The organism is Acaryochloris sp. CCMEE 5410 (assembly GCF_000238775.2).
GTDB lineage: Bacteria > Cyanobacteriota > Cyanobacteriia > Thermosynechococcales > Thermosynechococcaceae > Acaryochloris.
The window spans coordinates 626,561-652,353 of record NZ_AFEJ02000001.1; the positions used below are offsets into that span (position 1 = coordinate 626,561).

Annotated in this window: 23 protein-coding genes; 12 read left to right on the forward strand and 11 right to left on the reverse strand. The window is 47.6% G+C overall.

Annotated features, from left to right (window positions below; genetic code table 11):
* Positions 1-14: 14 nt before the first annotated feature.
* Positions 15-626, reverse strand: coding sequence for an alpha/beta hydrolase (locus ON05_RS02750; RefSeq protein WP_029315289.1), 612 nt, complete (start codon positions 624-626; stop codon positions 15-17).
* A gap of 67 nt (positions 627-693) precedes the next feature.
* Between ON05_RS02750 and ON05_RS02755 the strand changes: the two genes are divergently transcribed.
* Positions 694-2,736, forward strand: a complete 2,043-nt coding sequence (locus ON05_RS02755; protein ID WP_010475187.1) for a serine/threonine-protein kinase — start codon at positions 694-696, stop codon at positions 2,734-2,736.
* 242 nt (positions 2,737-2,978) lie between these two features.
* On the opposite strand, the gene ON05_RS02760 is transcribed toward ON05_RS02755, so the two are convergent.
* Positions 2,979-5,228: an NADP-dependent isocitrate dehydrogenase gene (locus ON05_RS02760; protein WP_010475189.1), complete on the reverse strand. Its 2,250-nt coding sequence runs from the start codon at positions 5,226-5,228 to the stop codon at positions 2,979-2,981.
* A 219-nt stretch (positions 5,229-5,447) separates the two neighbouring features.
* Here ON05_RS02760 and ON05_RS02765 point away from each other — a divergent pair, with 219 nt between their 5' ends.
* Complete coding sequence (locus ON05_RS02765) at positions 5,448-6,491, forward strand: isocitrate/isopropylmalate family dehydrogenase (protein WP_010475192.1); 1,044 nt, start codon at positions 5,448-5,450, stop codon at positions 6,489-6,491.
* Positions 6,492-6,495: 4 nt separating this feature from the next.
* Here ON05_RS02765 and ON05_RS02770 read toward each other — a convergent pair whose 3' ends face one another.
* The 6 genes from ON05_RS02770 to ON05_RS02795 form a co-directional block, all read right to left on the reverse strand.
* Positions 6,496-7,284 (reverse strand): ABC-2 family transporter protein, encoded by a 789-nt coding sequence (locus ON05_RS02770; RefSeq protein WP_010475194.1) that lies wholly within the window; start codon positions 7,282-7,284, stop codon positions 6,496-6,498.
* Positions 7,281-8,264: an ATP-binding cassette domain-containing protein gene (locus ON05_RS02775; protein ID WP_010475196.1), complete on the reverse strand. Its 984-nt coding sequence runs from the start codon at positions 8,262-8,264 to the stop codon at positions 7,281-7,283. The genes ON05_RS02770 and ON05_RS02775 overlap by 4 nt, the downstream gene beginning before the upstream one ends.
* Before the next feature lie 39 nt (positions 8,265-8,303).
* Entirely contained in the window at positions 8,304-8,939 is a 636-nt protein-coding gene (locus tag ON05_RS02780; protein WP_039780665.1) for an alpha/beta hydrolase, read from the reverse strand.
* A 66-nt stretch (positions 8,940-9,005) separates the two neighbouring features.
* Positions 9,006-10,091: a GDP-mannose 4,6-dehydratase gene (gmd, locus tag ON05_RS02785; RefSeq protein WP_010475200.1), complete on the reverse strand. Its 1,086-nt coding sequence runs from the start codon at positions 10,089-10,091 to the stop codon at positions 9,006-9,008.
* A 95-nt stretch (positions 10,092-10,186) separates the two neighbouring features.
* Entirely contained in the window at positions 10,187-11,350 is a 1,164-nt protein-coding gene (locus ON05_RS02790) for a SpoIID/LytB domain-containing protein (protein ID WP_039780679.1), read from the reverse strand.
* Between the two features lie 397 nt (positions 11,351-11,747).
* The gene (locus ON05_RS02795) at positions 11,748-12,431 is read right to left on the reverse strand and encodes a DUF1997 domain-containing protein (protein ID WP_010475204.1); all 684 of its coding nucleotides are present in this window, start codon (positions 12,429-12,431) and stop codon (positions 11,748-11,750) included.
* Between the two features lie 373 nt (positions 12,432-12,804).
* Between ON05_RS02795 and ON05_RS02800 the strand changes: the two genes are divergently transcribed.
* From ON05_RS02800 to ON05_RS02815, 4 genes are all read left to right on the forward strand, one after another.
* Complete coding sequence (locus tag ON05_RS02800; protein WP_010475206.1) at positions 12,805-13,170, forward strand: hypothetical protein; 366 nt, start codon at positions 12,805-12,807, stop codon at positions 13,168-13,170.
* 131 nt (positions 13,171-13,301) lie between these two features.
* Positions 13,302-15,056 carry a phosphodiester glycosidase family protein gene (locus ON05_RS02805; RefSeq protein WP_139025865.1) on the forward strand — a complete coding sequence of 585 codons (1,755 nt, stop codon included), beginning with the start codon at positions 13,302-13,304 and terminating at the stop codon, positions 15,054-15,056.
* A gap of 381 nt (positions 15,057-15,437) precedes the next feature.
* On the forward strand, positions 15,438-15,836 hold the full coding sequence (locus tag ON05_RS02810; RefSeq protein WP_010475209.1) for a cupin domain-containing protein: 399 nt from the start codon (positions 15,438-15,440) through the stop codon (positions 15,834-15,836).
* A 29-nt stretch (positions 15,837-15,865) separates the two neighbouring features.
* Entirely contained in the window at positions 15,866-16,192 is a 327-nt protein-coding gene (locus ON05_RS02815) for an iron-sulfur cluster assembly accessory protein (RefSeq protein WP_010475211.1), read from the forward strand.
* Between the two features lie 65 nt (positions 16,193-16,257).
* Here the strand turns inward: ON05_RS02815 and ON05_RS02820 are convergent, their stop codons facing one another.
* Complete coding sequence (locus ON05_RS02820; RefSeq protein WP_010475212.1) at positions 16,258-17,181, reverse strand: lipopolysaccharide assembly protein LapB; 924 nt, start codon at positions 17,179-17,181, stop codon at positions 16,258-16,260.
* A 159-nt stretch (positions 17,182-17,340) separates the two neighbouring features.
* On the opposite strand from ON05_RS02820, the gene cobU reads away from it, so the two are divergent.
* Together cobU and ON05_RS02830 are read left to right on the forward strand one after the other, a co-directional pair.
* Positions 17,341-17,916, forward strand: a complete 576-nt coding sequence (cobU, locus tag ON05_RS02825; protein WP_010475213.1) for a bifunctional adenosylcobinamide kinase/adenosylcobinamide-phosphate guanylyltransferase — start codon at positions 17,341-17,343, stop codon at positions 17,914-17,916.
* Positions 17,917-18,026: 110 nt separating this feature from the next.
* Positions 18,027-18,449 carry a hypothetical protein gene (locus tag ON05_RS02830; RefSeq protein ID WP_010475214.1) on the forward strand — a complete coding sequence of 141 codons (423 nt, stop codon included), beginning with the start codon at positions 18,027-18,029 and terminating at the stop codon, positions 18,447-18,449.
* Between the two features lie 61 nt (positions 18,450-18,510).
* Here the strand turns inward: ON05_RS02830 and ON05_RS02835 are convergent, their stop codons facing one another.
* Positions 18,511-18,891, reverse strand: coding sequence for a lipopolysaccharide assembly protein LapA domain-containing protein (locus tag ON05_RS02835; protein WP_139025857.1), 381 nt, complete (start codon positions 18,889-18,891; stop codon positions 18,511-18,513).
* A gap of 94 nt (positions 18,892-18,985) precedes the next feature.
* Between ON05_RS02835 and gyrA the strand changes: the two genes are divergently transcribed.
* The 4 genes from gyrA to ON05_RS02855 all read left to right on the forward strand — a co-directional run bounded on the left by gyrA (position 18,986) and on the right by ON05_RS02855 (position 24,449).
* Entirely contained in the window at positions 18,986-21,460 is a 2,475-nt protein-coding gene (gene gyrA, locus ON05_RS02840) for a DNA gyrase subunit A (RefSeq protein WP_010475216.1), read from the forward strand.
* A 438-nt stretch (positions 21,461-21,898) separates the two neighbouring features.
* A complete protein-coding gene (locus ON05_RS02845) occupies positions 21,899-23,077 on the forward strand; it encodes an HAD family hydrolase (protein ID WP_010475217.1) in 1,179 nt (392 codons plus the stop codon).
* Entirely contained in the window at positions 23,068-24,168 is a 1,101-nt protein-coding gene (gene hisC, locus ON05_RS02850; protein WP_010475218.1) for a histidinol-phosphate transaminase, read from the forward strand. Before ON05_RS02845 ends, hisC begins: the two co-directional genes overlap by 10 nt.
* Positions 24,169-24,275: 107 nt before the next feature.
* Positions 24,276-24,449, forward strand: coding sequence for a hypothetical protein (locus ON05_RS02855; protein WP_010475219.1), 174 nt, complete (start codon positions 24,276-24,278; stop codon positions 24,447-24,449).
* A 40-nt stretch (positions 24,450-24,489) separates the two neighbouring features.
* Here the strand turns inward: ON05_RS02855 and ON05_RS02860 are convergent, their stop codons facing one another.
* Entirely contained in the window at positions 24,490-25,767 is a 1,278-nt protein-coding gene (locus ON05_RS02860) for an S-layer homology domain-containing protein (RefSeq protein ID WP_010475221.1), read from the reverse strand.
* Between the last annotated feature and the right edge of the window lie 26 nt (positions 25,768-25,793).

The following is a 25,793-nucleotide window of genomic DNA, read 5'->3' on the forward strand; positions in this document are numbered from 1 at the left end:
CGTTAAGGCCTTCTCTATGGGGCAAGAGAAACGGCAAAGTCTTGAATCAACCCTAATGCCTCGGGGTTGATTTCATGGGCCATGGGTAGTTCATGGTATTGAACGGCAACTCCTGCTTGGCGCAGTGTTTGTTCTGAGGTCTGGGCGGCACTCAGAGGAACCACGGGATCCTGCTGACCATGAATTAAGAGGACGGGCGCTGTATTCTGACCAAATAAAGGCTTAATCGAAGGGTGTAGATAACCACTGAGACAAATTAATCCGGCCAGGGGTAATCGAGCACCAATGTCTAGGGTCATGGCTCCCCCTTGGGAGAATCCAGCGAGAATCATTCGTTCCAAAGGAACCTGGGTTTCTACGGCTAGTGCTTGTAGCCAATCCAAGAGAAGTTGACGACTTTCGGGCAAGCCAGCTTGAGTATTGAGGTCGTACCACATAAATCCACCAGGGGCATGAGGGTGGGGTAGTGGGGCGTTGGGAAAACAAAATTGGTAGGTTGGAAAACTGAGATAGGGGGCGAGTGATGCTAAATCTTCAGCGTTAGATCCCCATCCATGTAAAGCCACGAAAAGACCAGCGGGCGGTTGGCCTGTGGTTGGTGCTAGAGTGATTACCGAGAGTGACACAGTTCGTGTTCTGTAAAGAAACACCCTTCATTGTTTCACATCGTTGTTAGACGCTGAGATCCATCCTATGTTAGGACGCAAACTGGCAGGACGCTATTCCGTTGTTAAACCATTAGCAGAAGGTGGCTTTGGCGAAACGTTCTTAGCTGAAGATACCCATTTACCTGACTCTCCTCAGTGTGTGGTCAAAAAGCTTAAAACAGGTTCCCATGAGCCGGCTTTGCTGCATACTGTGCGACGATTGTTTGATTCGGAAGCGAAGGTACTGCACCAGCTCGGAGACCATCCTCAAATTCCTCGGTTGCTGGCTCACTTTGAAGATGGAGAAGAGTTCTACCTAGCGGAAGAATATGTAGAAGGGGAAAGTCTGGCGGATGAGCTGGTTCCAGGCCAGCAGCTAGATGAAGAGACGGTGATTGAACTGCTCCATGACATCCTAGAGGTGTTGTCCTTTGTGCACGATAAGCAGGTTATTCATCGGGATATTAAGCCCTCTAATTTAATTCGGCGTCAGAGCGATCGCAAACTGGTATTGATTGATTTTGGGGCGGTAAAACAAGTCACCACCCAAATTGCAGAATCGGCAACCCAAATGCCTCGTACTGTCCTCATCGGTACATCGGGATATATGCCGAGTGAACAATTCCGGGGACAACCCCGCCTGTGTAGTGATGTCTATGCGGTGGGAATCATTGCCTTGCAGGCGTTGACGGGGTTGCGTCCTTCTTTTGGTGAGTTGCCCGAAGATGAGAATACAGGGGAAATTGCTTGGCGCGATCGCGTTTCCGTATCGCCTGCCTTTGCCACCTTATTAGAAAAGATGGTGCTTTACGATTACCGGCAGCGGTATCGGTCTGCAAATGATGCGTTATTGGCCGTTCAAAGTTTAATAGCAGCGCGAGAAGCAGAAGCATCGCCACCCCCTCCCATAGATAATTTACCGGAAACAGTCGTCAATCTTCGTCAGAGTACGGACAGTCCTGCACAACCCTTACCTGTTGTTGAAAATACGGTTCAACAGTTAGAAACGACAGCTCAAACAGACAATACGGTTCAGCAGTTAGAAACAACGGCTCAACAATCTACCAATGTTCCTAATTTAGATACTTCTAACGGGTTGTCACAAATAGGAGACACCGCTCAACAAGCTGATCCCATCCACACGACTCCACAGGCATCTGCGGCAAATCTTCCTGGGGCTATGCCTCCAGAAACGGTTGCAGTCTCTCCCAGATCTCCCCAAAAAACGAATGGATTGAGTCGAACTAAAGTGTTGACTGGAGGATTGGTAGCCCTGTTAATGGGTGGGACGGCGTTGGCCTTTACCTCCCCCCACCTTCAATCTGTTTGCACTGTCCTAAATAACTGTTCTCAAGACATTCAATTTCAAGCGACCTTCGACGAAGCCGTTGAGGATGCCAAGTCTGCAGAAACTCGCGAGCAACAGGCTAAAACCATCGATGATCTCCAATCGGCTCAAAAAGAAATGGATGATGCTATTGCAGAGCTTAAAAAAATTCCTAAAAATGTCAAGGTTTACGATGATGCCAAAAAGGCCATAGCCGAGTACCAAGCTGAGAGCAAAGCCATCGCGACTCGAATTCAGACAGAGAACAAAGCAGACGAGACCTTCAAGCAGGCAACGACCATTGCCCAAGCGGTGCAAAAAAAGGCTAAAAGTGATGACTCTGTTGCAACCCTCGATCAACACAAAGCGGAATGGGAGAAAGCTATCAAGCTGCTTAAAGAGGTTCCGAAAGACACCTTGGTTGCCTCTCAAGTTGAAGCGAAGCAAAAAGATTTTGATAAGCAACTTAAGGCTTTAAATGGACAGAGGCAAAAGAAAATAGCGGCTGCAGCAGAGGCCCAGCGAAAATTAGAGGCCGCCCAAGCTGCTCAAGCTGCATCAGTACCGGCTCGATCTACCCCAGCTTATGTGCCTCCCCAACGGTCGACTTATGTGCCCCCGCGCCCAGCGCCCGCTCCTGCACCGGTAAGACAGGCACCTAGACCTGCACCGCGCCCCGCTCCAGCTCCCGCGCCGCGACGGCAAGAGCCTCTTTGGGGACCCGGCTCAGGGCAATCCAATAACAATGAACCGTTATGGTAATTTAGGTTGCCAAAAACTGGCAAAGGTATATAAAGGTTGTAATCTTAACTCACTGCGCAGAATACAAGATTCTGACACAGTGAGTTTGGGAGCAGTAGGTCTGGGATAAACTGTTAGGCTTATCCCAGAACCTTCCGGTTCTAGAATGCCCATCAAAAGCTGTGTAACGACAATAAAATTTAAAGGTCTCCTTAAAACCAGGACTTAGTTCAAGGGGAAAGTGGGTGAGCGATAAAAATCTCCTATCCTGTGCTGTTCTTAAGGTGTGAGGCCAAAATCCGATTCAAGGTTTGACTTGGACGCATGGCTTGGCAAGTTTTTTCCGTATCTGGCAAGTAATACCCACCAATCTCTGTTGGATGACCCTGGAGAGCATTAAGTTCGGCCAAAATAGTCTCTTTGTGCTCGCTGAGCTGTTGGAATAAGTCCGTAAACAGAGTTTTGAAGGCAGGATTTTGATCTTGCTCTGCCAAAGCTTGAGCCCAGTAGAGGGCTAAATAGAAATGGCTCCCCCGGTTGTCTAACTCGTGGACAGCACGGGAAGGGGATTTAGCTTGTTCTAGATATTGGCTATTCGCCTGATTGAGTGCTGTCGCTAAGGCTAGAGCATTTTTATTACTGGTCTTATGTCCTACATCTTCCAGAGTTGCAGCCAAAGCCAGAAATTCTCCTAAAGAATCCCATCGTAAATGCCCTTCTTTCAGAAACTGTTGAACATGCTTGGGAGCAGAGCCCCCTGCGCCAGTTTCAAATAATCCGCCTCCAGCGAGTAGAGGAACAATGGATAACATTTTGGCGCTTGTTCCTAATTCTAGAATGGGAAATAAATCCGTAAGGTAGTCCCGTAAGACATTCCCGGTAGCCGAAATGACGTCTTGGCCACCTTTAATCTGTTCACAGGTAAAGCACATGGCATCAACGGGAGACATGATTCGAATATCTAGATCCGTCATGTCATATTGAGCCAGATATTGCTGCACCTTCTGGATAAGGTTTGCATCATGAGCCCGATCCGGATCTAACCAGAAAATAGTTGGAGAACCTGTAGCTTTGGCTCGATTAACCGCCAATTTTACCCAGTCTTGGATGGGAATATCTTTAGTTTGGCACAGGCGCCAAATGTCCCCTTTCTGGACCGAGTGCTCCATTAAAATTTGCCCCGTCTGATCTATGACCTGGACAGTCCCGTCAGCAGGAATTTCAAAGGTCTTATCATGGGAACCATATTCTTCAGCCTTCTGAGCCATTAACCCTACATTGGCAACATTTCCCATGGTTTGGACATCAAAAGCGCCATGTTCTTGGCAGAATTTGATGCACTCTTGATACATGGTTGCGTAACTGCGATCGGGGATCATCGCTTTCGTATCATAGAGCTGACCATCGGGTCCCCACATTTTGCCAGAGTTCCTGATGGCAGCCGCCATAGAGGCATCAATGATGACATCACTAGGGACATGGAAATTTGATATGCCCTGAGCAGAATTGACCATGGCTAGGGGAGGACCAGATTGTTCTGCCGCTTTAAAGGCTGTTGTGATGGCTGAGCGCTCTGAATCTGGCAAGGTTTGAATCTTGGAAAAAAGATCGCCTAATCCATTATTGGCGTTAACTCCAAGCGCCTGAAACGTATCAGCATATTCAGTAAAGACACCCTGGTAGTAAGTAGTTAAAGCATGGCCAAATAAGATCGGGTCAGAGACTTTCATCATGGTGGCCTTGACATGTAAAGACAAGAGGATGCCTTCAGCCTTTGCTGTATTGATCTCCTGTTCATAAAAGGCTCTTAACGCCTGTACCTGCATCACTGCTGCGTCAATGACTTCGCCTTCAAGAACAGGGATATTCTCTTTCAAAACTTGCAGAGAATGGTCTTCTTTTACTAACTGAATTTTGACCTGTCCTGATTGGCTGATCACAACAGATTGCTCAGTGCCATAAAAGTCACCAGTATCCATGTGAGCCACATGAGATTTCGAATCGGATGTCCAAGAACCGACAGGGTGAGGGTTTTTCTGGGCATATTGTTTGACGGCTGCAGCCACTCGCCGATCTGAATTCCCCTCTCTTAAAACTGGATTAACTGCGCTTCCCAGAACCTTGGCATACCGGTTTTTGATCGTGATTTCCTGCTCATTTTGAGGACTGGCTGGGTAATCAGGAATGTTATACCCTTTGGCCTGTAACTCCTGGATCGCGGCAGTTAATTGGGGGATAGAGGCACTGATATTGGGGAGTTTGATGATAATCGCTTCAGGCGTTTTTGCCAGATCTCCTAAGTAAGCCAGATTATCGAGTTGCTGTTGGTCAGCAGTTAGCTTCTCGGGGAAACTCGCAATAATGCGTCCAGCTAGGGAGATGTCCCTCGTTTCCACCTCAATACCGGCTACTTGGGTAAAAACTTCGACAATAGGCAGGAAAGAATAGGTGGCTAAGGCGGGGGCTTCGTCCGTATGGGTATAGATGATTTTTGTGGCTTTTTTTGGGGACATGTATCTTCTCTAAAGGTTGCAGCACCTTGACCAGCTGTATGGGTAACCTAATAGTAAGGTGACCAAGCGTTTCCTGGTGGAGTATATCAGTGTATCCCCCTCAAAGAAGTATTTTGGGGTGAGGTTACGAGGACAGGAATAGGGTGCCTGTGCAAGTGTTAACTAGATTCGGATGATGAACGATCGCGGCTAAAGTCCTAAATTGAGGGGGATAAGTAAATGGGATATCCGGTGGTCTTGATTCAGGAGGGGGAACTAGGGGCGCGGGTAACGAATGCCTTGCAGATGGCTATTGCTGCAACAGGGGTCGACATTAATTGGCAGATTGTCGATATCGGTGGAGAGGATCAGCAGAGTCTATTACCGAACTATATCTTTGATATTATCCGAACGACTAAAACTGCTGTCATTGGGCCATTGATGACGCCGGATAATTATCGTCAGATGGAAGCAGACATCCGGGAAAAGCTAGATCTTTATGTCAACTTGCGACCCGCAAAAACGATGGTGGGGATTCCCAGCAATTATCAGAATGTTGACATAATGATTGTGCGAGAAACGACAGAGGGGATCTATGCTGGCATCGAATTTGAGCGCACTTCAGTAGAAGCTGCAGATGCTCGTTCTTTTCTGTCAAAACTGTCTGGCAAACGGATACGAGAAGATGCTGCGGTAGGCATTAAACCGATTTCCGTTAAAGGCTGTGGTCAAATCATTGAATTTGCCTTTAATTATGCTCGAAAGACCAAACGGCACCAAGTGATTGCGGTTCATCAAGCGCATGTTATGGCCCATACAGACGGTCTTTTTCTTGAGATTGCCCGTGATATTGCCCAAGAGTTTCCAGACATAGCGTTTGCGGATCGCTCCATAGAGGTGATATGCCAGGAATTAATGCAGAAACCCGAAAGATTTGATGTGCTGGTGATGCCAAATTTATATGGTGATTTGCTTGCCCATCTCTGTGCTGGCATGGTGGGTGGATCGAGTGTACCGATTGCAAATGTCGGCGATAAATATGCAGTGTTTGGTGCCCAATCAACGGGCACAGACGTGGGGGATGATCCGACCTCACTTATCCTAGCCGGTGCGCTAATGTTGCGCCATTTAGGAGAACAGGAGGCGGCCCACAGATTACAGACCGCAGTGGAGGCTGTGGTTGCAAACCAAGTTGATACGACTGCTGATTTAAATCCCGTTGGTTTTGAAGGGGTTGATTCCCAAGCGATGGCTCAAGCTATTACTCAAGCCATAGCTGCTTGAGACCCTAAGCTCCCATTCCTGAGTAATGTTTGATGCCTCGACGCCACAGCCAACGATTCATTACTAGGCCCAACACACACCAGGCCAGCATGATACCAAAGCCCTTGGCAATAGGCGTTGGCAGGCCGATTAAGAGGCTGACAGGGAAATAGATGAGATAAGGGAAGGGGGTCCACACCACAACCACCTGAACCGCTGGCGGGAATAAATCGAGGGGAGCAATCATTCCCGATAGGAACAAATAAAATAAAAACCATAGTTGTTCAATCGCTGTGGCCCGTTCAACCCAAAATGCAAATATGGCAAAGGTGTATTGGATAATAAACCGCAGAATAAAAGCCAAGGCCGTAGCCAAGCACCCCCAAACCAAGCCCAGGGGGCTAGGCCACCAGAAGGCTTGAGGATAAAGAGCAAAAAATAGGATGACTAATCCGGCGGAAAAGGGAAGGCGGGCCAATCGCTCAGATACATGGCCAGCGACATGATGCCAGACGGGATCAATGGGTTGGAGGAGTCGGGGAGAGAGTTTGCCTTCGACGATTTCTCGCTCAAAGTCCCAAATCACCCAGACAATAGTGAATTGTCGAACGATAAAAACAGAGATAAAGTAGCGAGCAAAGTCTAGGGCAGTAAGGGAAAATTGCCCCTCTGTGGCGGCTTGAGACCAAATTCCCATCATAATCAGCGGGAGTGAGTTGGCTAATACCCATAGCAGCAATTCTGCCCGGTATTCCAACATATAAGCGTAATAGACGGTCAAGAAGGTCGTGATTTTTCGAAAGATAGAACTCATGTGACCTTTCCCGATTGAAAAACTCGTCGAATAATTTCTTCGATGGGTGGGTCTGTGATGGTTAAGTCCAGTACCTGGAGATTGGCCAAAATTTGGGAGACGGTGTGGGTTAGAGTTTCCCGACGAACGAGTAAGCGAATTTCTCGTCCAGTGATCTCTTCAATTTCGCCATACTGCTCCAAGGTTATGGGGTCAGGCGTTTGCATGAGTTCTAGCTTGACTTCCCGATAGGGAGCAAAGCGATTCATTAACTGATTGAGGCCCCCATCATAAATGAGTTGACCTTGATGGATTAAGAGAACGCGATCGCAGAGGGCTGTAATATCTGCCATATAATGACTGGTCAGCAAAATCGTCGCATCGTAACGGTGGTTGTACTCCCGGAGAAACTCACGAACGCTGACTTGAGCATTGACATCTAGACCCAGGGTCGGCTCATCGAGAAAGAGCACCTGAGGACGATGCAAGAGGGCAGCCAGTAGCTCTGCCTTCATCCGCTCTCCCAAGGAAAGCTTGCGCACGGGTTGAGTGAGCTTGCCGCCTAAAGACAGCATCTCAGATAGTTCATCGACTCGATACTGAAATTCACGGGGGCTGATTTTATAAACAGCTGCATTGATCCGCAAGGAATCTAACGCCGGCAAGTCCCATAGCAGCTGTTGCTTTTGCCCCATGACCAAGGTGATCTTTTCCAGGAAGGCTGAGCTGCGTCGGAAGGGAATTTGGCCAGCGACGTTTACCTGTCCTCCCGATGGATGGATCAAACCGGTCAACATTTTTAAGGTTGTGGTTTTGCCTGCGCCATTCGGACCTAAAAAACCAACCACCTCTCCGGGTTCGATCTTAAAGGTAACGGATTGTACTGCTTTGACAAGGCGATGTTGTCGTTGAAAAAAATGAGATAGAGTGCCTTTAAATCCGGGTTCCTTAATAGCAACTGGATAGACTTTTTCAAGGTGGTCGCAAGTGATGATGGTCATACCCTTACTGTAGACAAGAAATGCCAGGGTAGCTTGCGGTTATGTAGGGTGAGCCTCCAGTTTTGATGCAGGATCAGCAAGAATTTGTAAGATCGTTTGCTGCACTAGGGGATTATTCAACATTTGGATATGGTTGACGGGAAGTATGATGGAGCGACTGCAATCCTCTAACTGCATTTCCTTTAAGGTGAGGATGCCATCATTCACCTCATTGCCAAAAAAGCTCCAAGTCCCCCGAGGACCATTCGTCCCAGCGATAATAATATGAGGAATGGCTAGATTAGGGAGCTGTTGATAAAAACTGGGGTCCGCCAAGTTCTGCAAACATTCTCCTGTAAATGGCGATAAGGGACTCAATCGCTGAGCCAACTGAGCGATACGGGGAGACTGGTTAGGCGGTCCCAGTAAAATCACTGGGTTGGGCTTGAAGGAAGAATGAGGTGTAATGGCAGATCGTACTAACACGGCCCCCAAGGAATGGGCAATGATGCCATAACGGCCCGGTTCTAGCTCTCCTAAACGGCTCTGTAAACGCTCAATAATTTGAGCGTAGGATTCGATTTGGGATGAATAGCCAAATAACTCAGTACGATATCCGGCTTGCTGTAAGTATTGAGACAATCCAAATACGGATAGGGGTGAGCGTCCCAGGCCATGTATTAGCAGTACTTTCATTACCAAATAATGTTCACTGGGAATCACCCCTATCCATAGGCTTAGAATTTAGCCTAAAACGCAAATTTATTCATGGACAAGGGGAACAGGATAGCCGTGATCCTCAATAATCTTATCCCGCTTAGCGGCTTTCAAATCTTCTGCCATCATTTCCTGGACTAGCTCTGGAAAGCTAACTTTGGGAACCCATTTGAGTTTTTCCTTCGCTTTGTCGGGACTCCCTAATAAGGTGTCTACTTCTGTGGGGCGATAGTAACGGGGATCGACTGCGACGATACAATTCCCCTCCTGGTCATAGCCTTTTTCGTCGAGACCTTCCCCTTCCCAGCGAATGTCAATGCCGACTTCTTTACAGGCAATCGTGACAAAATGGCGGACGCTATATTGTTGTCCCGTGGCAATCACAAAATCTTCAGGCTGGTCTTGCTGAAGCATTAACCACTGCATTTCCACATAGTCCCGAGCATGGCCCCAATCCCTTAAGGAGTCCATATTTCCTAAAAATAGGCACTTTTGCTTTTTCAGGTAAATTCGTGCGATCGCACGGGTGATCTTCCGGGTAACAAAGGTTTCACCTCGGAGGGGAGATTCATGGTTAAACAAAATGCCATTACAGGCATACATGCCATAGGCTTCTCGGTAATTCACCGTAATCCAGTAGGCATAGAGTTTAGCAACAGCGTAAGGAGAGCGAGGGTAAAAGGGGGTTTTCTCCGTTTGAGGCACTTCTTGCACTAAACCATACAATTCAGAGGTAGAGGCCTGATAAAACTTCGTTTTTTTCTCCAAGCCTAGGATGCGAATGGCTTCCAAGAATCTTAAGGTACCAAGGCCGTCAACATTGGCGGTATATTCTGGCGTCTCAAAGGAAACCGCCACATGGCTTTGAGCCGCTAAGTTATAAATTTCGTCAGGCTGGACTTGCTGCACAATCCGAATGAGATTAGTTGAATCGGTCAAGTCACCGTAGTGAAGGAAAAAGCGTCGATCCTTCTCATGGGGATCTTGGTATAAGTGATCAATCCGATCCGTATTGAAGAGTGAAGCGCGTCGTTTAATCCCATGAACGTGATAGCCTTTGGCCAATAATAGCTCTGCCAGATAGGCTCCATCTTGACCCGTAATGCCAGTAATGAGAGCGACTTTTGCCATGAAATTTATCCTATGTGTGATTCAACGGTGCTGCTAATACAAATGAATGGCGCGGATCCTATTGCCAAATGGATTCAAGGATTGAGTTCCTACTGTCAATAGGAGGTTTGGAGAACAGTGTTTTTGTAATAATGCTGCAAAATCTGCTGGTAGGTATTTCCTCGCTGGGCAAGGGCTAAAGCGCCCCACTGGCTCATCCCTAACCCATGGCCATGGCCACGACCGTTAATGGTGAAGCCGGAGGGCTTACTGGGCACAGCTTGAGCTTGACTCGCCACTAAATCAGATTGGGGAACAACTTGAAATAAGGTACTTTTTAACTTCAGGGCTCGGCGAAATTCACGCCCCTTCATTATTTTTGTCCCTTGCTCTCCGACAACTTTGATGCTTTTGACACGACCATGGGCTGTAGTCCCTTGAGGAGTCATTGCAAGAATATTACCCAGTCCCGATAGTTTTTGCTGCAGTTGTGCTTGAGAAAAGTTCACAGACCATTGAAAATTAGGCGCTTCTTGGTCAAAATCGGGAACGCCTCTCAAGTAGGGAATAACGCCACTAAATACTTGCTCAGAATTTTCCGTATGGCCACCAGAATTCGCATGAAACAAGGCTTCCACGATATTGCCTTGATAGGTCAACACTTGACCCGCTGTAGCTCGGACTGCAGCTCGTGTACTCTCGGCTTCGCCATCAATGCCCCCATAAACCTGATCTTTGGTGGTATTAACTAAATCGTAGAGGGGGTTTTTCTGTTTACCTTTTCGGTATAGAGCAAAGGATCGGGCTGCTACAGATTGAGCCTTTAAGGCTTCTTGGGGCCACGTTCTCGGCATCTCTTTGCCAATAACACCTGCCAGATAGTCCTCTAAATCCACTTCATTAATCACTGATATACCTTGGGCTGTTGTGATTAATCGGACCTGACCTCGATACCATCGATCTTTGATGTAAACAAAACCACCTTCAGAAGGCTCAATGGAAAGTTGCCATCCCTTTTTGCCAAAAAAAGTGACAGCCCCGGGAGTGGATTTGGCAAAGAAACCTTCCAAGGGGGGTAATGCTCCTACCGTTGTCCCTTGACCATTGACGATGTTGGCAGAGGTGGAACTCCCGATCACGACATCCCCTTGCCCTTGTAATAGGGCGATGCGTAACTCTAATGCGATCGCAGGACTTGCAACCAAAGACAGCAGCAGGGATAAGCATCCCGTACAGAACGGCAGATAGCGATGAAGTTTGAATTGAGATGCCGATAACATAAGCCAATGATGAACTGAGAAATTGAGCAACATAACCAGGAATGGCACTGAAAACCGAGGGTCTAGTCCCCCTTGCCCTAAAAGGAGTTTGACATCATACGGGCCATAACCTGCATGATTTTATGACAGGCTGACGGGTAGGTAAAGTCAAAATATTTAGCTGCGAGGAGGAAAATACCTTCATTCATGACTGCCTACAGCAGGGAAAGTTGCCCATTCAGCCACAATCCTCAAATTTTCGTTCGAATTATAGTTGCTAATGGATAATACCTAAATTCTTTGTCTTGGGCGTTGACTGCTCATAAAGGTTTAGCTTTTCCCCCTAGGTGACTTCCTGATCTGTCTCGTCGCTCTCAACAGTGGGAAAGGCATAGATGGCCAAGCCGCCTTTGGGTTATTAGATACCGTGGGTAGCATGGAAATCATTTTGTACCTTTTTCGTCAGCCGTTGGGAGATTTGTCGAACAATTTGCTGTAGCAACTTATCACCTGCTCCTTGAATCATTTTGCGAGGGAGACGAAGAATAAATTGAGGAAACACAATCGCAACGTCTAAAGCTAAGTCCCATTCCACCGAAGTTTGGGGGGGAGATGAATGATCGTCCGGATCAGAAGTCTCGTTCAAATACATAGCAGCTTGAAAGTCGACTTGATAGCAGTGATCAAACTTATTCTGGACAGGAATGGTCGTAATCCGGTAAACCCCTTCCTCTTGAGGGAGCAGCTCTAGGCCAATTTGGGGTTCCACTTCAAACCCAAAGGAGCCATACCGCCCCAAGGAGAGAATATATCCATTACTCCCCACTGGCTCTACCTTCATGGGATGCGCACATCGACAGAACCAGCCTTGATGAGCATCCAAATAGGCCATTACCGTGTCCTTATCAGCCTTAAGGTCCATTTGGCCTTTGAACTGATGTTTGAAATGGAGGGCTTGGGGCAAACTAGCTTCAAGTTCGGGATGGGTGACAGAGATAAACTGAACAAACCTAGATGAAGAATCTGATTGACTTATACATCCTGCTTCAGGACATGGAACGAGCTGCTTCTCTATATCTTGCTGCGTCTTGGATGAATGCATCTGCCTACCTATGACTCCGTCTTTAAAACCCTCATTCCTTAGGATCGACCAATTCCACTTAAATTTCGACAGTCGTCGAAAAATTAATATTTTGGAACCTTAGTGCAGTTTCTGAAGAAGAAACATTCGAACCGAAAAGAGAGTCTAAATGCTTACTGGTTATCTTTTATTCTAAGAATCATTAAAGATTATGGTTCATACTCTAATCAGTGAGTTTGATCACCTTTCAGCCCTGGGTTTCCAAAAAGTTGCAAGTCAGAATATCCGTGACAGGTATGACCTTAATTTTGCATAGGGGTAGATATGGGTAATATCGTATATAGCTTATGTTCATCAATTAATCGTTTATTTTGCTTCTGAGCTGAGGAAAACCATGAATATCCGTCTGATTCGTTCCCAAGTCTCGACTTTAACAGTCCTGGGTGTTCTCACCTGTGTTACTCCACTTCCTGCTTTGGCTCAGTCTTCACCCACCAATGATCCTTTACAGGATTTCCAGCTAGAAGATTCAAATAGTGCAGAGGAGGTCTTTACGGATCGGGGAGGCCCAGGATCCTTACTGAACCTTTTGAATCGCTTGCAGCAGGTGAATAGTCGCTCTGGTAGTGAGTTCGCAGAAGATCAATCTGCTAATTTCGACTCAGCCGTTGATGCATTTCGCAAGAAACAGCAGGAACAGTTAGGTTCTCCGACTCCGTCTACTCCTGATTCCAGCGGTACTGGCATCGAAACACCTTAAGGACTATTTCGAATCGAAATCTTTGTTCTGTTTGCTGGGTATCTTGGGTAAATAGTTTTTAATTTTTGTCCTTTATCCCCCCTTTCTAGCTTTTGGCTTACCTATCCTCTTTCTTGATGCTGGGCCCAGGTGTGCTGGCTGTAACTCCTGCTGCCCAGGTTGCGGTTAATCAACCGATTGTCCAGGTCGCTAATGCCAGTACTCATCAGGGCAATCAGATCCAACTCAATGGCCGTACCTATCCAGTGGCTTGGACACAATGGCAAGATCCGGGCCAATCCATGCCGTCCATAGGGATTAGCGATAGTGGTTTAAATCGCCGATTTGGAGTAGATTTAACCAGTTCAAATGATTTTCGGCAGCAGCCCGTTCAATGGTTCACCCCTAAACCCATCGCCTTAACAACTCGGTTTAGTGAAAACGGCGCGTCTCGGTATCTCGATGTTTCCCCTTTGGCGCGATCCGTTAACTGGCAGATTCATCCCCAGGGCAATGTGCTCAAGATCCAGTCTCCTGCCGCCAAGATTGGCAAGATTAGGTCTGGTCGACAACAATGGGGGCATCGTTTGGTCATTGATTTAGATCAGGCTACCCCGTGGCAAATGGAGCGGTTGACTAATAGCCGAAGTGGGGAAAAAGACCGCGAGTTTGTCTTGGCTATTGATGCAACTGCTGATGCTGGACTAGGTAAAGCTTGGAAATTCCCTCCAAAATCTGCTTTAAAATCCCTAAAAATCACCCGAGAACAGGGAAGAACTCTCTTAAGTGGTGTGATTAGAGGAACAATGCGTCCTCGAGTGTGGATGCTGACGAATCCTAATCGACTGGTCATAGATATCAAAGGTGGTGTCCCTGAACAACGCAGCATCTTGTGGGCTCCGGGCATTCTTCGACAAGAGCGAGTCATCAGCTTAGGCAACAAACAATACCCCGTCACCTGGTTAGCATTGAACCCTCAGACACCAGGGCTAAAGCTTCAGCCCATCTGGGGGAATCGGAATGCTCTTCTGGGTATTCATCCCCTCTTATCAATGGCTCAAGGAAATCAAGTGGCAGCAGCGATTAACGCTGGCTACTTTAATCGCAATAATAAAACGCCCCTGGGAGCCATTCGTCAAAATGGTCAGTGGATTTCCAGCCCTATTTTAAATCGAGGCGTGGTGGCTTGGAATCCCCAAGGTCAGTTCCAAATGGGACGACTCAACCTGCAGCAAGTTCTGAGTACATCGGGGGGCAAGCGGTTATCCATTGTGTCCCTGGATAGTGGCTATCCCCAAAAAGGGATTGCTCGATATACACCAACCTGGGGGCCAGCATATACCCCCATTTTGAAAACCGAAAAAATTATTACGGTCATTAACAATCAGGTCGTTTCTGAGAAGGTCAGTACGAGTGCTAAGTCTTTTGCGATTCCTAAGAATGGCTATTTGCTGGTGCTTAGATCCTTTGATGTCGGTGGGGCCTTGGCTTCTGGTACTCAACTCCAAATCCAGACTGCGACAACACCTGCCAGCTTCAATGGGTTTCCCAATATTGTGGGGGCTGGACCTTTGTTAGTGAGCAATGGTCAAGTGGTATTGAACGCTAAAGCTGAAGAATTCCGCCCTCCGTTCGATACTCAATCTGCACCTCGGAGTGGGATTGGGCAAACGGCAGATGGCACGATTTTGTTGGCGGCAGTTCATAACCGAGTGGGTGGTCCAGGCCCAACATTGAAAGAATGGGCACTCATCATGCAGCGGTTGGGATCTGTCAATGCCTTAAATCTAGATGGAGGAAGTTCGACGAGTTTGTATCTAGGCGGTCAACTACTGGATCGGCATCCGGTGACGGCAGCACGGGTTCAAAATGGCATTGGGGTGTTTTGGCAGCCCAATGCTAGATAATTTGTCTCCGCAGGAAATTTGCTGAGCCCAATTTCTTAGGTTAAATTGTTCAAGGTTGACAATTTGTCAATTCGAATGTTCTTAATCTAGATTGCATTAAAGACAAAACCTTAAGCAAATTTATTTATCGCTTAATCTTTTTTGCGTTAATTGTGAATAAATATTTGCTTTTATAAATTGACCTTTGCGAGTGACAAAGATCACCTAAAAAAAATCCTCTGGTTGCTTAAATCATAATGTTATGCATTGAACGCTCCAGTGCATTCAAACAACTTAATCCGAATCAGCCCTAGACGATTGGGGATTATGGCATGGCCCTGTCGTGATTAAGCAATTGTCAACTCATGCCAATGCAAAACCCTATTGAGGTAAGTCGGAACCGTGGTCCAAACTCAACCATCCAACCTTTTAGCAGCACCAGTACCTGCTCACCAAGGTGTCGCTGCAACGGAGCTGCGTCCTTGGGGATCCTTTACGATTTTGGAAGAAGGCCAAGGCTATAAGATCAAGCGGATTGAGGTGAAGCCTGGACACCGCTTGAGCTTGCAAATGCATCATCATCGGAGTGAGCATTGGATTGTGATTGCCGGTATCGCTAAAGTGGTGCGAGGCGAGGAAGACTTGATGCTGAGTGCAAATGAGTCTACCTATGTGCCTCGGTTTACCCAACATCGGCTGGAGAATCCTGGTATGGTGCCTTTGGTTTTGATTGAGGTTCAAAACGGTGAGTATTTAGGCGAAGATGATATTGTGCGCTTTGATGACGATTACGCACGCTAGTCTTTTGCGATTGGAATACTCAACCCAATATGATTCAACTCAGCCCGACTGCAATAGGTGAATTAAAACGCCTCCAAAAGAAGCATTTACCAGGTGGCCAGCTCCGTATTGTGGTTGATGCCAGCGGCTGCAAAGGGTTGGCCTATCAAATGCAATTTGCTGAATCCCCCCAACCCGACGATCAAGTTTTTGATTGTGAGGACATTCAGGTGGTTGTCGAAAAAGCAAGCATGAAATACCTCTCTGGTTTAACCCTGGACTATACCGAAGATCTGATGGGGGGAGGATTCCGCTTCTACAACCCAAATGCGATTGAGACCTGTAGCTGCGGACATTCCTTTGCTATTACGGGGTAAATACAGCTGAATATTAATATTGCATTTTCCCTAGTAACGCTCTGTTGCTAGGGAAATTTTTAGGTCTATTCAGGGGTCCCTGGTGTTGAACTGGGAGAGGGTTGGGGACTGGCGCTAGGAGACTGGGAACTGGAAGAAGTTTCAGGTGTTGCATTCGGCTTTTGGGCCGCAGCTTTTATTTGATCTTTATATTGGCCAGGGGCTAATTTTTCGGCTGAGTTAAAGAGGATATCAGCTTCTTTGGTTTTCCCTTGTTCCCTTAAAAGGATTGCTTTGGCAAAAACTGGGCGAAAATCGTTAGGATCTTTAGCAATAAGTTTGTCGTAGACGCCAACGGCTTGATCGAATTGCCTTTGGGTGGCATAGACTTGCCCGAGTAGGAGTTGGACTGCACTTTCATTAATACTGTTGGGCTTTACCTGATTGGCTTGAGGAGCATTTTTAAGGGTTGTCTGTAGGAGTTCGGTGGCAGCGGAGGGTCTTTGCTGTTCGACCAATAGATTGACAAATCCTTGGAGGGCATCCATATTGCCAGGTTCAGTGGCTAGAATACTTCGATAGGTTTGAGCCGCGCTTTCCCGTTTACCCGTTTTTTGCAGGGTTTGGGCGAGAAGAACTTGGTATTGAGTCTGTTCTGGATTCAGCTCAACCAGTTTTTCTAAAGGGTCCAGCAGATCTTTTTCGGTTTTTAAACCGATTTTAATCATTTGACTCCGGGCTTCGGCTAGACCGCGCAAAGCATCTGGATTGTCTGGTTCTTTCTCTAAGATTTGCAAATAACCGTTTTCAAGGTCTTGCAGGTTTTTCTTCTCAATATCTGATACTACCGGTGGAGTTGGAGTCGTACCTGGGGTTGGAACAGTGGGAGAAGGAGAAGGGCGGGAGCTAAGGAGGCTATCGAAGATCGAGCCGAAGGAAAATCCAACTAAGGCGACAACGGCAACAACAACAAAAACCCAAATGAACCAGCGGTTAGATTTTTTTTGCACGGGAAGGGGTTGAACTCTCTAGTTATTATCAGGGATAGTGCCCGTAATGCAGCTTATCTCAAAGTACGAAGTTTCGGAGCAGAAAGGCCGACTCTAAAGATTTTGCGTAGATTTTTGAGAATGTGTTGATGTGTTATGTAAACAAATGCTGGAAAGGCTATGGATAATCGGCATTTAGTTTTAGTGACAGGACCAGCCCGCTCCGGTAAGAGCGAATGGGCGGAAAACTTGGCCGATCAGTCTAATAGGTCGGTGATATATGTGGCCACGGCAGCAGACTATCCTGAAGATGAGGAATGGCAAACGCGGATCCAATCCCATCAGCAGCGCCGTCCTACAAATTGGCAAACCATACATGCCCCGATGGATTTGGCCAAGACGATTCAAGCCCAGCCAAAATCGGTTTGTTTGCTGATTGACTCCTTAGGGACTTGGCTGACTAATATTTTGGACCAGGATGCTGCTCTGTGGGCAGATACTTTAAAGACGTTGTTGAAAGCCCTGACCCAGGCGGAGTGCCAAATTATTGTTGTGGGTGAAGAGACGGGCTGGGGGGTGGTGCCAGGGTATCCCTTGGGGAGACGATTTCGCGATCGCATGGGGGAATTGCTGCGTCAGATTGGGGCGATCTCGGATCAAGTTTACTTAGTGTCAGCGGGTTATGCCCTAAATCTTAAAGCTTTAGGGACTTATGTTACTCCGATGGTCTCCTCTGACGGTCCCGAAAGAGTCTGATTATAAGGTGTTGAAGTGTTTTAAACAGCGCCTGGAGATTGATGTCATTATCCTAAAATTTAGGTTAGAGTCACCCTATCAGCGTGTGACCCTAAGGGTGTTTAAGCATTATGGCTTCCCAACAGCAAGTTAAAGACTATCTAGCCTCTTGGTTACAACTGGGTAAATCAATCCAGGTAGGTCTGCAACAAAAACCCTACTCTGTTCCGCGCGTCATTCAGGGCGAGCACTATAGTCCTGAGTTTGAATCTTTGTGGCAATATATCCAAAGTTCGGAATCTGGAGAATGCTGTTTGGAGGGTGTCGTCCCCACGATAGAAGAGCTATTGACAGATCAATGGGAAATTACGGATTGTTCTCGCTGTCAGATGCCGGTAAGTTTGCCAGTGGCAGGAATCGCCTCCCCTGAATGTCCTTGCCATGACTTATCGAACTGGCCGAATAATGAACTGCCCCAGCCTCGGACCCCCGTTGATAGTACTGGGCATTTACGATCTATTTACCATCGATTAACCCATACCTCTTCGAATTAGGGCTGCCAACTCAGGCTTGGGCCTGTCGGGTTTCGATAACATCTCTTGGCGTTATGGAACGTCAATAGGAATTATCTTCAGTAAATTCAGAGTCTTCAAACTCGGCATATCGCCGTCGGCGAGATTGTCGCTTGGTCCAGAGTGGGGTTGCGATCGCACCGCCCAATACGCCCAACCCCGTTGCGAACCCCAACACAATCCCCACGGGAATGGGAACAGAGCGCCAGACTAAAAAATGAACCGAAACCGCTGTAGCATTTTGAACAGACAAAATCGCTGCAATAGCGATACCAAAACTAAAGAGCAAAGACAACAGCAGATGCATAATGGTGTGGTTAGAAAGGGCTAATGGGTTCAGGGGACGGGATAACCCAGACAGATTAAGAAATTGCGTTTTATGGACAGAGTTGAGAAAAATGGGGTTTCCATAGTACAAGTGCATTGTAGCCTGATGCCTTTTCGCGAGGGTTGGGCAGAATTGGATTGTCCCCTTCCAGTACCCCATTGATTTCGCCAGATCTGAAGGAATCTCACTCATGTCCAAGCAACTTAATCTTCTCTCATCCGGCAAAGTCATCGCCACCGCTTTGCATACCGAGATGGAGCAGTCCTACTTGGAATATGCCATGAGCGTGATCGTCGGGCGCGCATTACCCGATGTCCGGGATGGATTAAAGCCGGTGCATCGGCGCATTCTCTATGCCATGCATGAGTTAGGACTAACGCCAGATCGTCCCTACCGTAAATGCGCCAGAGTGGTGGGGGATGTGCTGGGTAAATATCATCCCCACGGCGATCAGGCGGTTTATGATGCCTTGGTCAGGCTGGTTCAAGATTTTTCGAGTCGATATCCCCTATTGGCGGGACATGGCAACTTTGGCTCCGTGGATAACGATCCACCAGCTGCCATGCGATACACGGAAACCCGCTTGTCTCCCATTGGCAATCAGTCCCTTTTAGAAGAAATTGGCGAATCCACTGTTGAATTTGCCGCCAACTTTGATAATTCCCAGCAAGAACCCACCGTTTTACCGGCCCAACTTCCCACCCTTCTCCTCAACGGCTGTTCAGGCATTGCAGTGGGCATGGCCACCAATATCCCTCCCCATAATTTGGGAGAGATTGTTGATGCACTGGTAGCACTAATCGATTCCCCAGACATGACCTTAGAAAAATTAATGGCCTTGGTCCCTGGGCCGGACTTTCCCACTGGGGGGGAAATTGTAGGTAAGCAGGGAATTATCGACGCCTATACCAATGGTCGAGGCAGCATCACCGTTCGAGCTGTGACCTCCATTGAGGAAATCCAGCCGGGCCGAGGCCGACATCGCCGTCCCGTGATTATCGTGACGGAACTGCCCTATCAGGTAAATAAGGCAGGCTGTATTGAAAAAATCGCTAGCTTAATTAATCAGGGCCGGATTGAAGGCATTGCAGACCTGCGCGATGAAAGCGATCGCGAAGGAATGAGAATTGTGATTGAGCTGAAGCGGGAAGCGCAACCCCCAGCTGTGCTAGAGCAGCTTTATCGGCTTACTCCTCTGCAATCAAACTTTGGGGTAATTATGTTGGCCCTGGTCAATGGCGTGCCCTTGCAGCTGTCTTTGAAGGAGGTTTTGCAAGAATTCCTCGATTTCCGAGAACAGACCTTAACCCGCCGATATCAAAATCAGTTGGAGCAAGCTCAAAGCCGCCAACATTTAGTTGAAGGACTCATTAAAGCCCTCGACCATTTAGATGACCTAATCGAAATTCTTCGCCATGCCCCCGATGGGACGACGGCAAAAGTTCAGCTCCAATCTCATTTCCAATTGAGTGACAGTCAGGCCGATGCCATCTTAGCGATGCCGATGCGGCGATTGACGGGGTTAGAGCAACAAAATCTCCGACAAGAATTTGATGATTTGGCCCAGGAAATTGGCGAGTTGGAGCGATTATTGGGAAATCGCCATGAACTTTTGAAGGCATTAAAGAAAGATCTGCGAGCCCTGAAAAAGCAATATAGCGATCCGCGACGAACCGTTATCCTGGGGGCCGCAGCTAAAACCGAGATATTAGCAGCTCCGATCAGTGACGAACCCATCGTTGTGGAGCTGAACCAGCGGGGGTATGCTCGCTGCATGCGCGTGTCTAAGCGTAAAAATAGTGCACCTGACTTGTCTGGGGATCTAGCAGAAACTTCAACAGATTTAACCATTTTTCGGCAAACTGCAGAGTTGACAACCGATCTACTGTTGTTTACAGGCAGTGGTAAGGCCTATGGCGTCGGGTTGCAGTCTATCCCGTTTACCTCCAGCAAAGGCAAGGGGAAACCCTTAGTCACCCTGCTGCCCGATTCGGGACGCGATGACGAAATTATTGCCCGCTTTCTCAGCACTGAAATTTCGGATACGAGTCAGCTTATTCTTTTGTCTCAACAGGGCAAAATTAAGCGCCTGCCCATGAGCGAGTTTGCCGAGATGACGAGTCGGGGATTGGGGGCTGCCAAGATTAAATCGGGGGACCAGTTGGGCTGGGTGGTTAAAGCTGAGCAGGAAACCAATGTTGCGATCGCAACCTCTTCTGGACGCCTGTTAAATATTCCCATAACCGAGATTCCTGAAATGGGCCGCACTGCCCAGGGCAATCAAGTGTTTCGGTTAAGAAAGCAAGAATCGATTGTCGGATTAGCAGCAGTTCGAGACGATGCAGATTTGCTGCTGATATCTAGTAAGGGCTATTGCAAACGATTACCCATTGATTTGTTGCGGTTAGGGAAAGTGGGGGATCTAGGCACTCAAGCAATGCAGTTTATGATCAAATCGGATGGATTGATCGCGTTGTTACCAGCCAGTCCCAACCAAGATGTGATTGTCCTTAGTAATCAGGAGCGAGCCGCTCGGTTAAATATTGAAACTTTGCCCATGTGGGGGCAGGATGGCCCTGGAACTCAATTACTCAAAACCAAGCGGGGAGAGGTTTTAGAAAGCACAGTAGTCATACCGAAGGCTGATCCTGAGAAGGAGACTTAAATCTTTTTGCCGACCCAGGGTGATGTACAAAGCAGTATCTTCCCTTCGTCCAAGCTCTATGAGGGTATAGACGACCCAGAAGCCAATTAGATCTTTATTAATTTCAAATGAGGTAAAACTCAAGCATCTTTGAACTTAAGCTCTGACTAGGAGATTTTTTATGGTGTATAGCTCTCTGAATTCTTTGATTTTTCTTTCTGCTAATACCGTTGAGTTTTGGCAATTTAGTCCGTTTAGTTTATTTGCGTTAATGTCTCTACTGGTATTACTTGCTTTTTTAGTCGTGCTTGGGCGTTAGTGGAATCGATGCCCACTTTCAAGGCATCACATCTTTGTCCTCTAGGGAGGTTGCGGTGTCGATGCTTGGGTTTGGCTCAGCCTGGATGCTATCGTCAGACTTTGAGACCTCAATCCCCCTAGTTGAGTGGGTATACCAGCGTGAATCAAACCAACCCATCTCTGAAAACCCAGACTATTCTTGACCAAGCCGACCGCATTAAATTTCTCGTCTTTGATTTAGATGGGGTGATAACCAGCGAACAAAAATATTGGAACACCGCGCGGTTAACCGTCTGGGAATTAATCACCCAGCCCGAATACTTGGGGTTAACCGATTATTTTGGCCCTACCCAACCCCAACAGGTTCTCACCAACGGTCAACAGACCATCAACAACGACTTTATCTATGAACTTAAACGAAGGGCCATCAATTCCAACTGGGATTTGACCTACTTTGTGTTCTGCCTCCATTTGGCTGGAATTCTGCAACAACTTCAGCACCAAGCCCCTGAAAAATGGTCTAGCCTCAATGCTCAACTTGATCTGGCTAATTCTGAACAGTGGCAGCTATTAAGCCAATGCTTGCAGGATTTCAAGTTTGATCCAAACGTCAGTGAGTCTACCATTGCCCAGTTTTGGCAGGAGACTACTGATCTAAAAGGTTCAGCCGTGACTGATTTTGTTCGACCTTTTTATCAAAAACATTTGGGCATTTCTTTGCCTGAGACCCACAGCGACTTGTGGAATCTCTGTTATCAGAACTTCCAAGCCTGGTATGAAGGTCGTAAAGGGTTTACCCTGCCCGATGATGAAACCGTTTTGGATGTAGACCAGATTAAGACTATTCTGCAAACCCTTAAGGACGCTGATCGATTTACCCTTGCGATCGCAACCGGTCGCCCCCGCAACGAAGTGATTGAACCCTTGACAGCTCTGGGGTTACTCCCCTTTTTCGACCCAAAGCGTATCGTTACCTACGATGAAGTCTTGGCTGCCGAAGAACAGTTGAAAGCCACCTCAGGCCCCGTCAAGTTAGGCAAACCCCATCCTTTTGTCATCCTCAAAGCGCTCCATGTAGACGAAGACCCTCAACGCTTTTGTACCGAAGCCTTTCAGAAACAAGAGCGCACCTATGCGGTCTATATTGGCGATGCTGCTAGCGATGTGGTGGCAGCCCAGCGATCTGGCTGTATTTCCGTTGGCGTCCTCACGGGATTTACGGCAAGTCGGGCCAAGGCAGAACAGGTGCAGATGTTCACGAATCTTGGCTGTGACCGAGTGATTGAGAGTATCCAAGCTTTGCCTCAAGTATTAGGAATTAAGCCGACATGCCCCTAAATCTAGATACCCTCGAACAGTGGGTAAGCCCCTCTATTCGCAGCCTCGCCTCCAAAACGGTAGGTCCCTATAAAGATGACCAAGCGATTCGTCTGGACAAAGGCGAGCTACCCTATCCCCCTTCCCCCAAAGTGGTGGAGGCCATTGCCCAAGCGGCCACCACTTGTAATCGGTATCCCGCTGTCCTAGGCGGGGTTTTACGAGAGAAACTCGCTGCCTACACCGGGGCCTCCCCTGAGCAGCTCATTATCAGCAATGGATCCGATGATTTGATTGAGCTGATTATCAAGGTCTTTGTTCAACCTGGGCAACAAGTGCTTTTACCCGTGCCCACCTTTTTTGTCTATTGGCATGCAACCCAAGTGATGGGAGGTGTACCGGTCTTTGTCCAACGGACCCCTGATTTTGGCCTGGATGTAAATGCTTTGGTGGCCAAGGTCACCCCGGATACCAAAGTGTTGTATATTGCCAATCCCAATAACCCCACTGCGAATTTAGTGGCCCGTGAAACCTTGGTGGAGGTGCTGAATCGAGTCAACTGCATGGTCGTGGTGGATGAATGTTACTTTGAGCTGTGCAAAACCACGATTGCGGATCTCGTGGATACCTATCCCCATCTGATTGTGCTGCGTAGCCTTTCTAAGAGTTTTGGGCTGGCAGGATTGCGCATTGGCTATGGGATTGCAAACCCTCAAGTCGTCGATTATCTGTACCGAGCCGCCCAGTTGTTTCCTGTGAATAAAGTTGCGATCGCAGCTGGTATTGCCGCCCTCGAAGATCAGGCGTATGTTGAGGCTAATATCCAGAAGATTCTGGCAGAGACACCTCGATTACAGCAGGCATTAACGGATCTAGGATTGCAGGTCCATCCCAGCGAAACCAATTTCCTCTTGGTGGATACCCAGCCATTAAACCTACAGTCAAAAGTTTTAGTTAAAGCGCTCCAAGACCAAAATATCTGGGTAGCAGATTTTGGTTCTAAGCCTGGATTAGGAAATCATTATTTCCGCACAGCCGTGGGGACACCTGCTGAGAATCAAGCCTTGCTCAAGGGATTAGAAGTCGCGATCTCTCAATCCATCTCTGTGTAATGCTTTCTGTGATCAAGATCACTGGGAACTTCCGTCATCATCACCGCGACAATTGAATAAACCGGGCATACTCGGAAGTGTGATGGGTGATGAGGTCAGTAATCGCTATGAATACCGTACAAAAACAATTCATTTTGATTTCCCATGCAGCAGCAATTACTTTGGCGTTGCCCTTCTTTGGCTATTCGATCCAATGGCTCAATAACGCTAATACAATGCCTGCATCAGTGATTCATCCCAGCCATCAAATTGAAGCTCAAACAACAGCCTGGATAAGCTAAGTCGGCCTAATAATTCAAAGGGTTTTAATGCCCAACCCCTTCAAGAAGGGCCAGCCGCTTCAGCTTGTTGCTCAGCTCGCAAAACGTCTTTGGCAGAATACCCTTCGCCAGCAACTCCAATAAACCACAGTGTAGCGGCAGCTTCAGCTCGCGTCACAGATTTTTTGGGTTGCAGCAGTAGGGCTGACCCCAACAGCCGACGAATATTGGCCAGTTCACCATTATTATGGTCAGTAAAAATGGCTGAGAGAGTGGGGGTAGAAATCTGCTTAGTATCTTTGAATCCCCACACCTCTTGCACTTTTGCGGTTGTCGCCGAAGGCAAGATTTTGCGAAAATCAATCGGCACTTTCCAGCTCAAAAGCACCTCGCGGGTGAGGGGTTGATTGGGCTGAAACGTAGCTTGGTCGGCATCCCCTGAGAGAGGACTCGGAATAAAGCCTGCTTCCGCTAAACCTTGAATATAAGGAAAATTGGGATTGGAACTAGGAACATCCTTAAATATAGGGGTTTGATTCGTAGCGGCCAAGCGAATTTGTTGAGTAGGGCGATCCTGGTACAGCCGATTATTGGTTTTGACTAACCAGCGGGCAAAAGTCCCTCGCTGGATAGGTTGGTTGGGGTTGCCTAGATCAATCACTTCTAGCCTTTGGACATCGCTGACATAGGCTTGCAGTGTTGCGGGTACCTCAGCTGAACTTTGGCTAGCGTCGGTGTTCGATGACTCAGGGGTCTGATTTGCGACTGGCCCAATAAAATCTAAGTCCCCAGGTTTAGGCAAAGACTGGGTCGGTGATTCAACCTTCGACAACGCCTTCTCCTGGGAATAATCGATGAAGAAGACCGTCATAGGGATTCGACGTCCACTATTATTTCCCGTTCGTACTGGAACTAAGGTCCCAGTAGCAGGGATAGTCACTCTAACCTGAAGCTGATCTCGCTTTGCCAGCAAAATAAGCTGCTGCTGACTTAATTTTCGCCCTGAAAGCTGCCAGCTCCTTTTTTGCAATAACTGACTATAGTATTGCTGCACCTTCTGGCTATTATCTGGTGTCGCCCATCGTGTTTGTTGGGGCGGGCGTTGGCTATTTGGGCTGGAAGGCAAGTTGGTCTGGCTTTGTTGCACCCCTTGTAAGTTGGCATTGGGATAGCTTAAGTCCGCAGGAAACCCCTTGGGCAACGTTGACAAATTACTCCACTGACTGGCCTGTGGATCTGCAGAAAAAGCTTGCTGAACCGCATCTCCACTACAACCTGCGATGGGTAAGAAGAGTGCGAAGGCCAATCCTACTCCGAATCCGATTTTAGGAGATTCCATGAATTCATCTATATGCCTAAACGCCC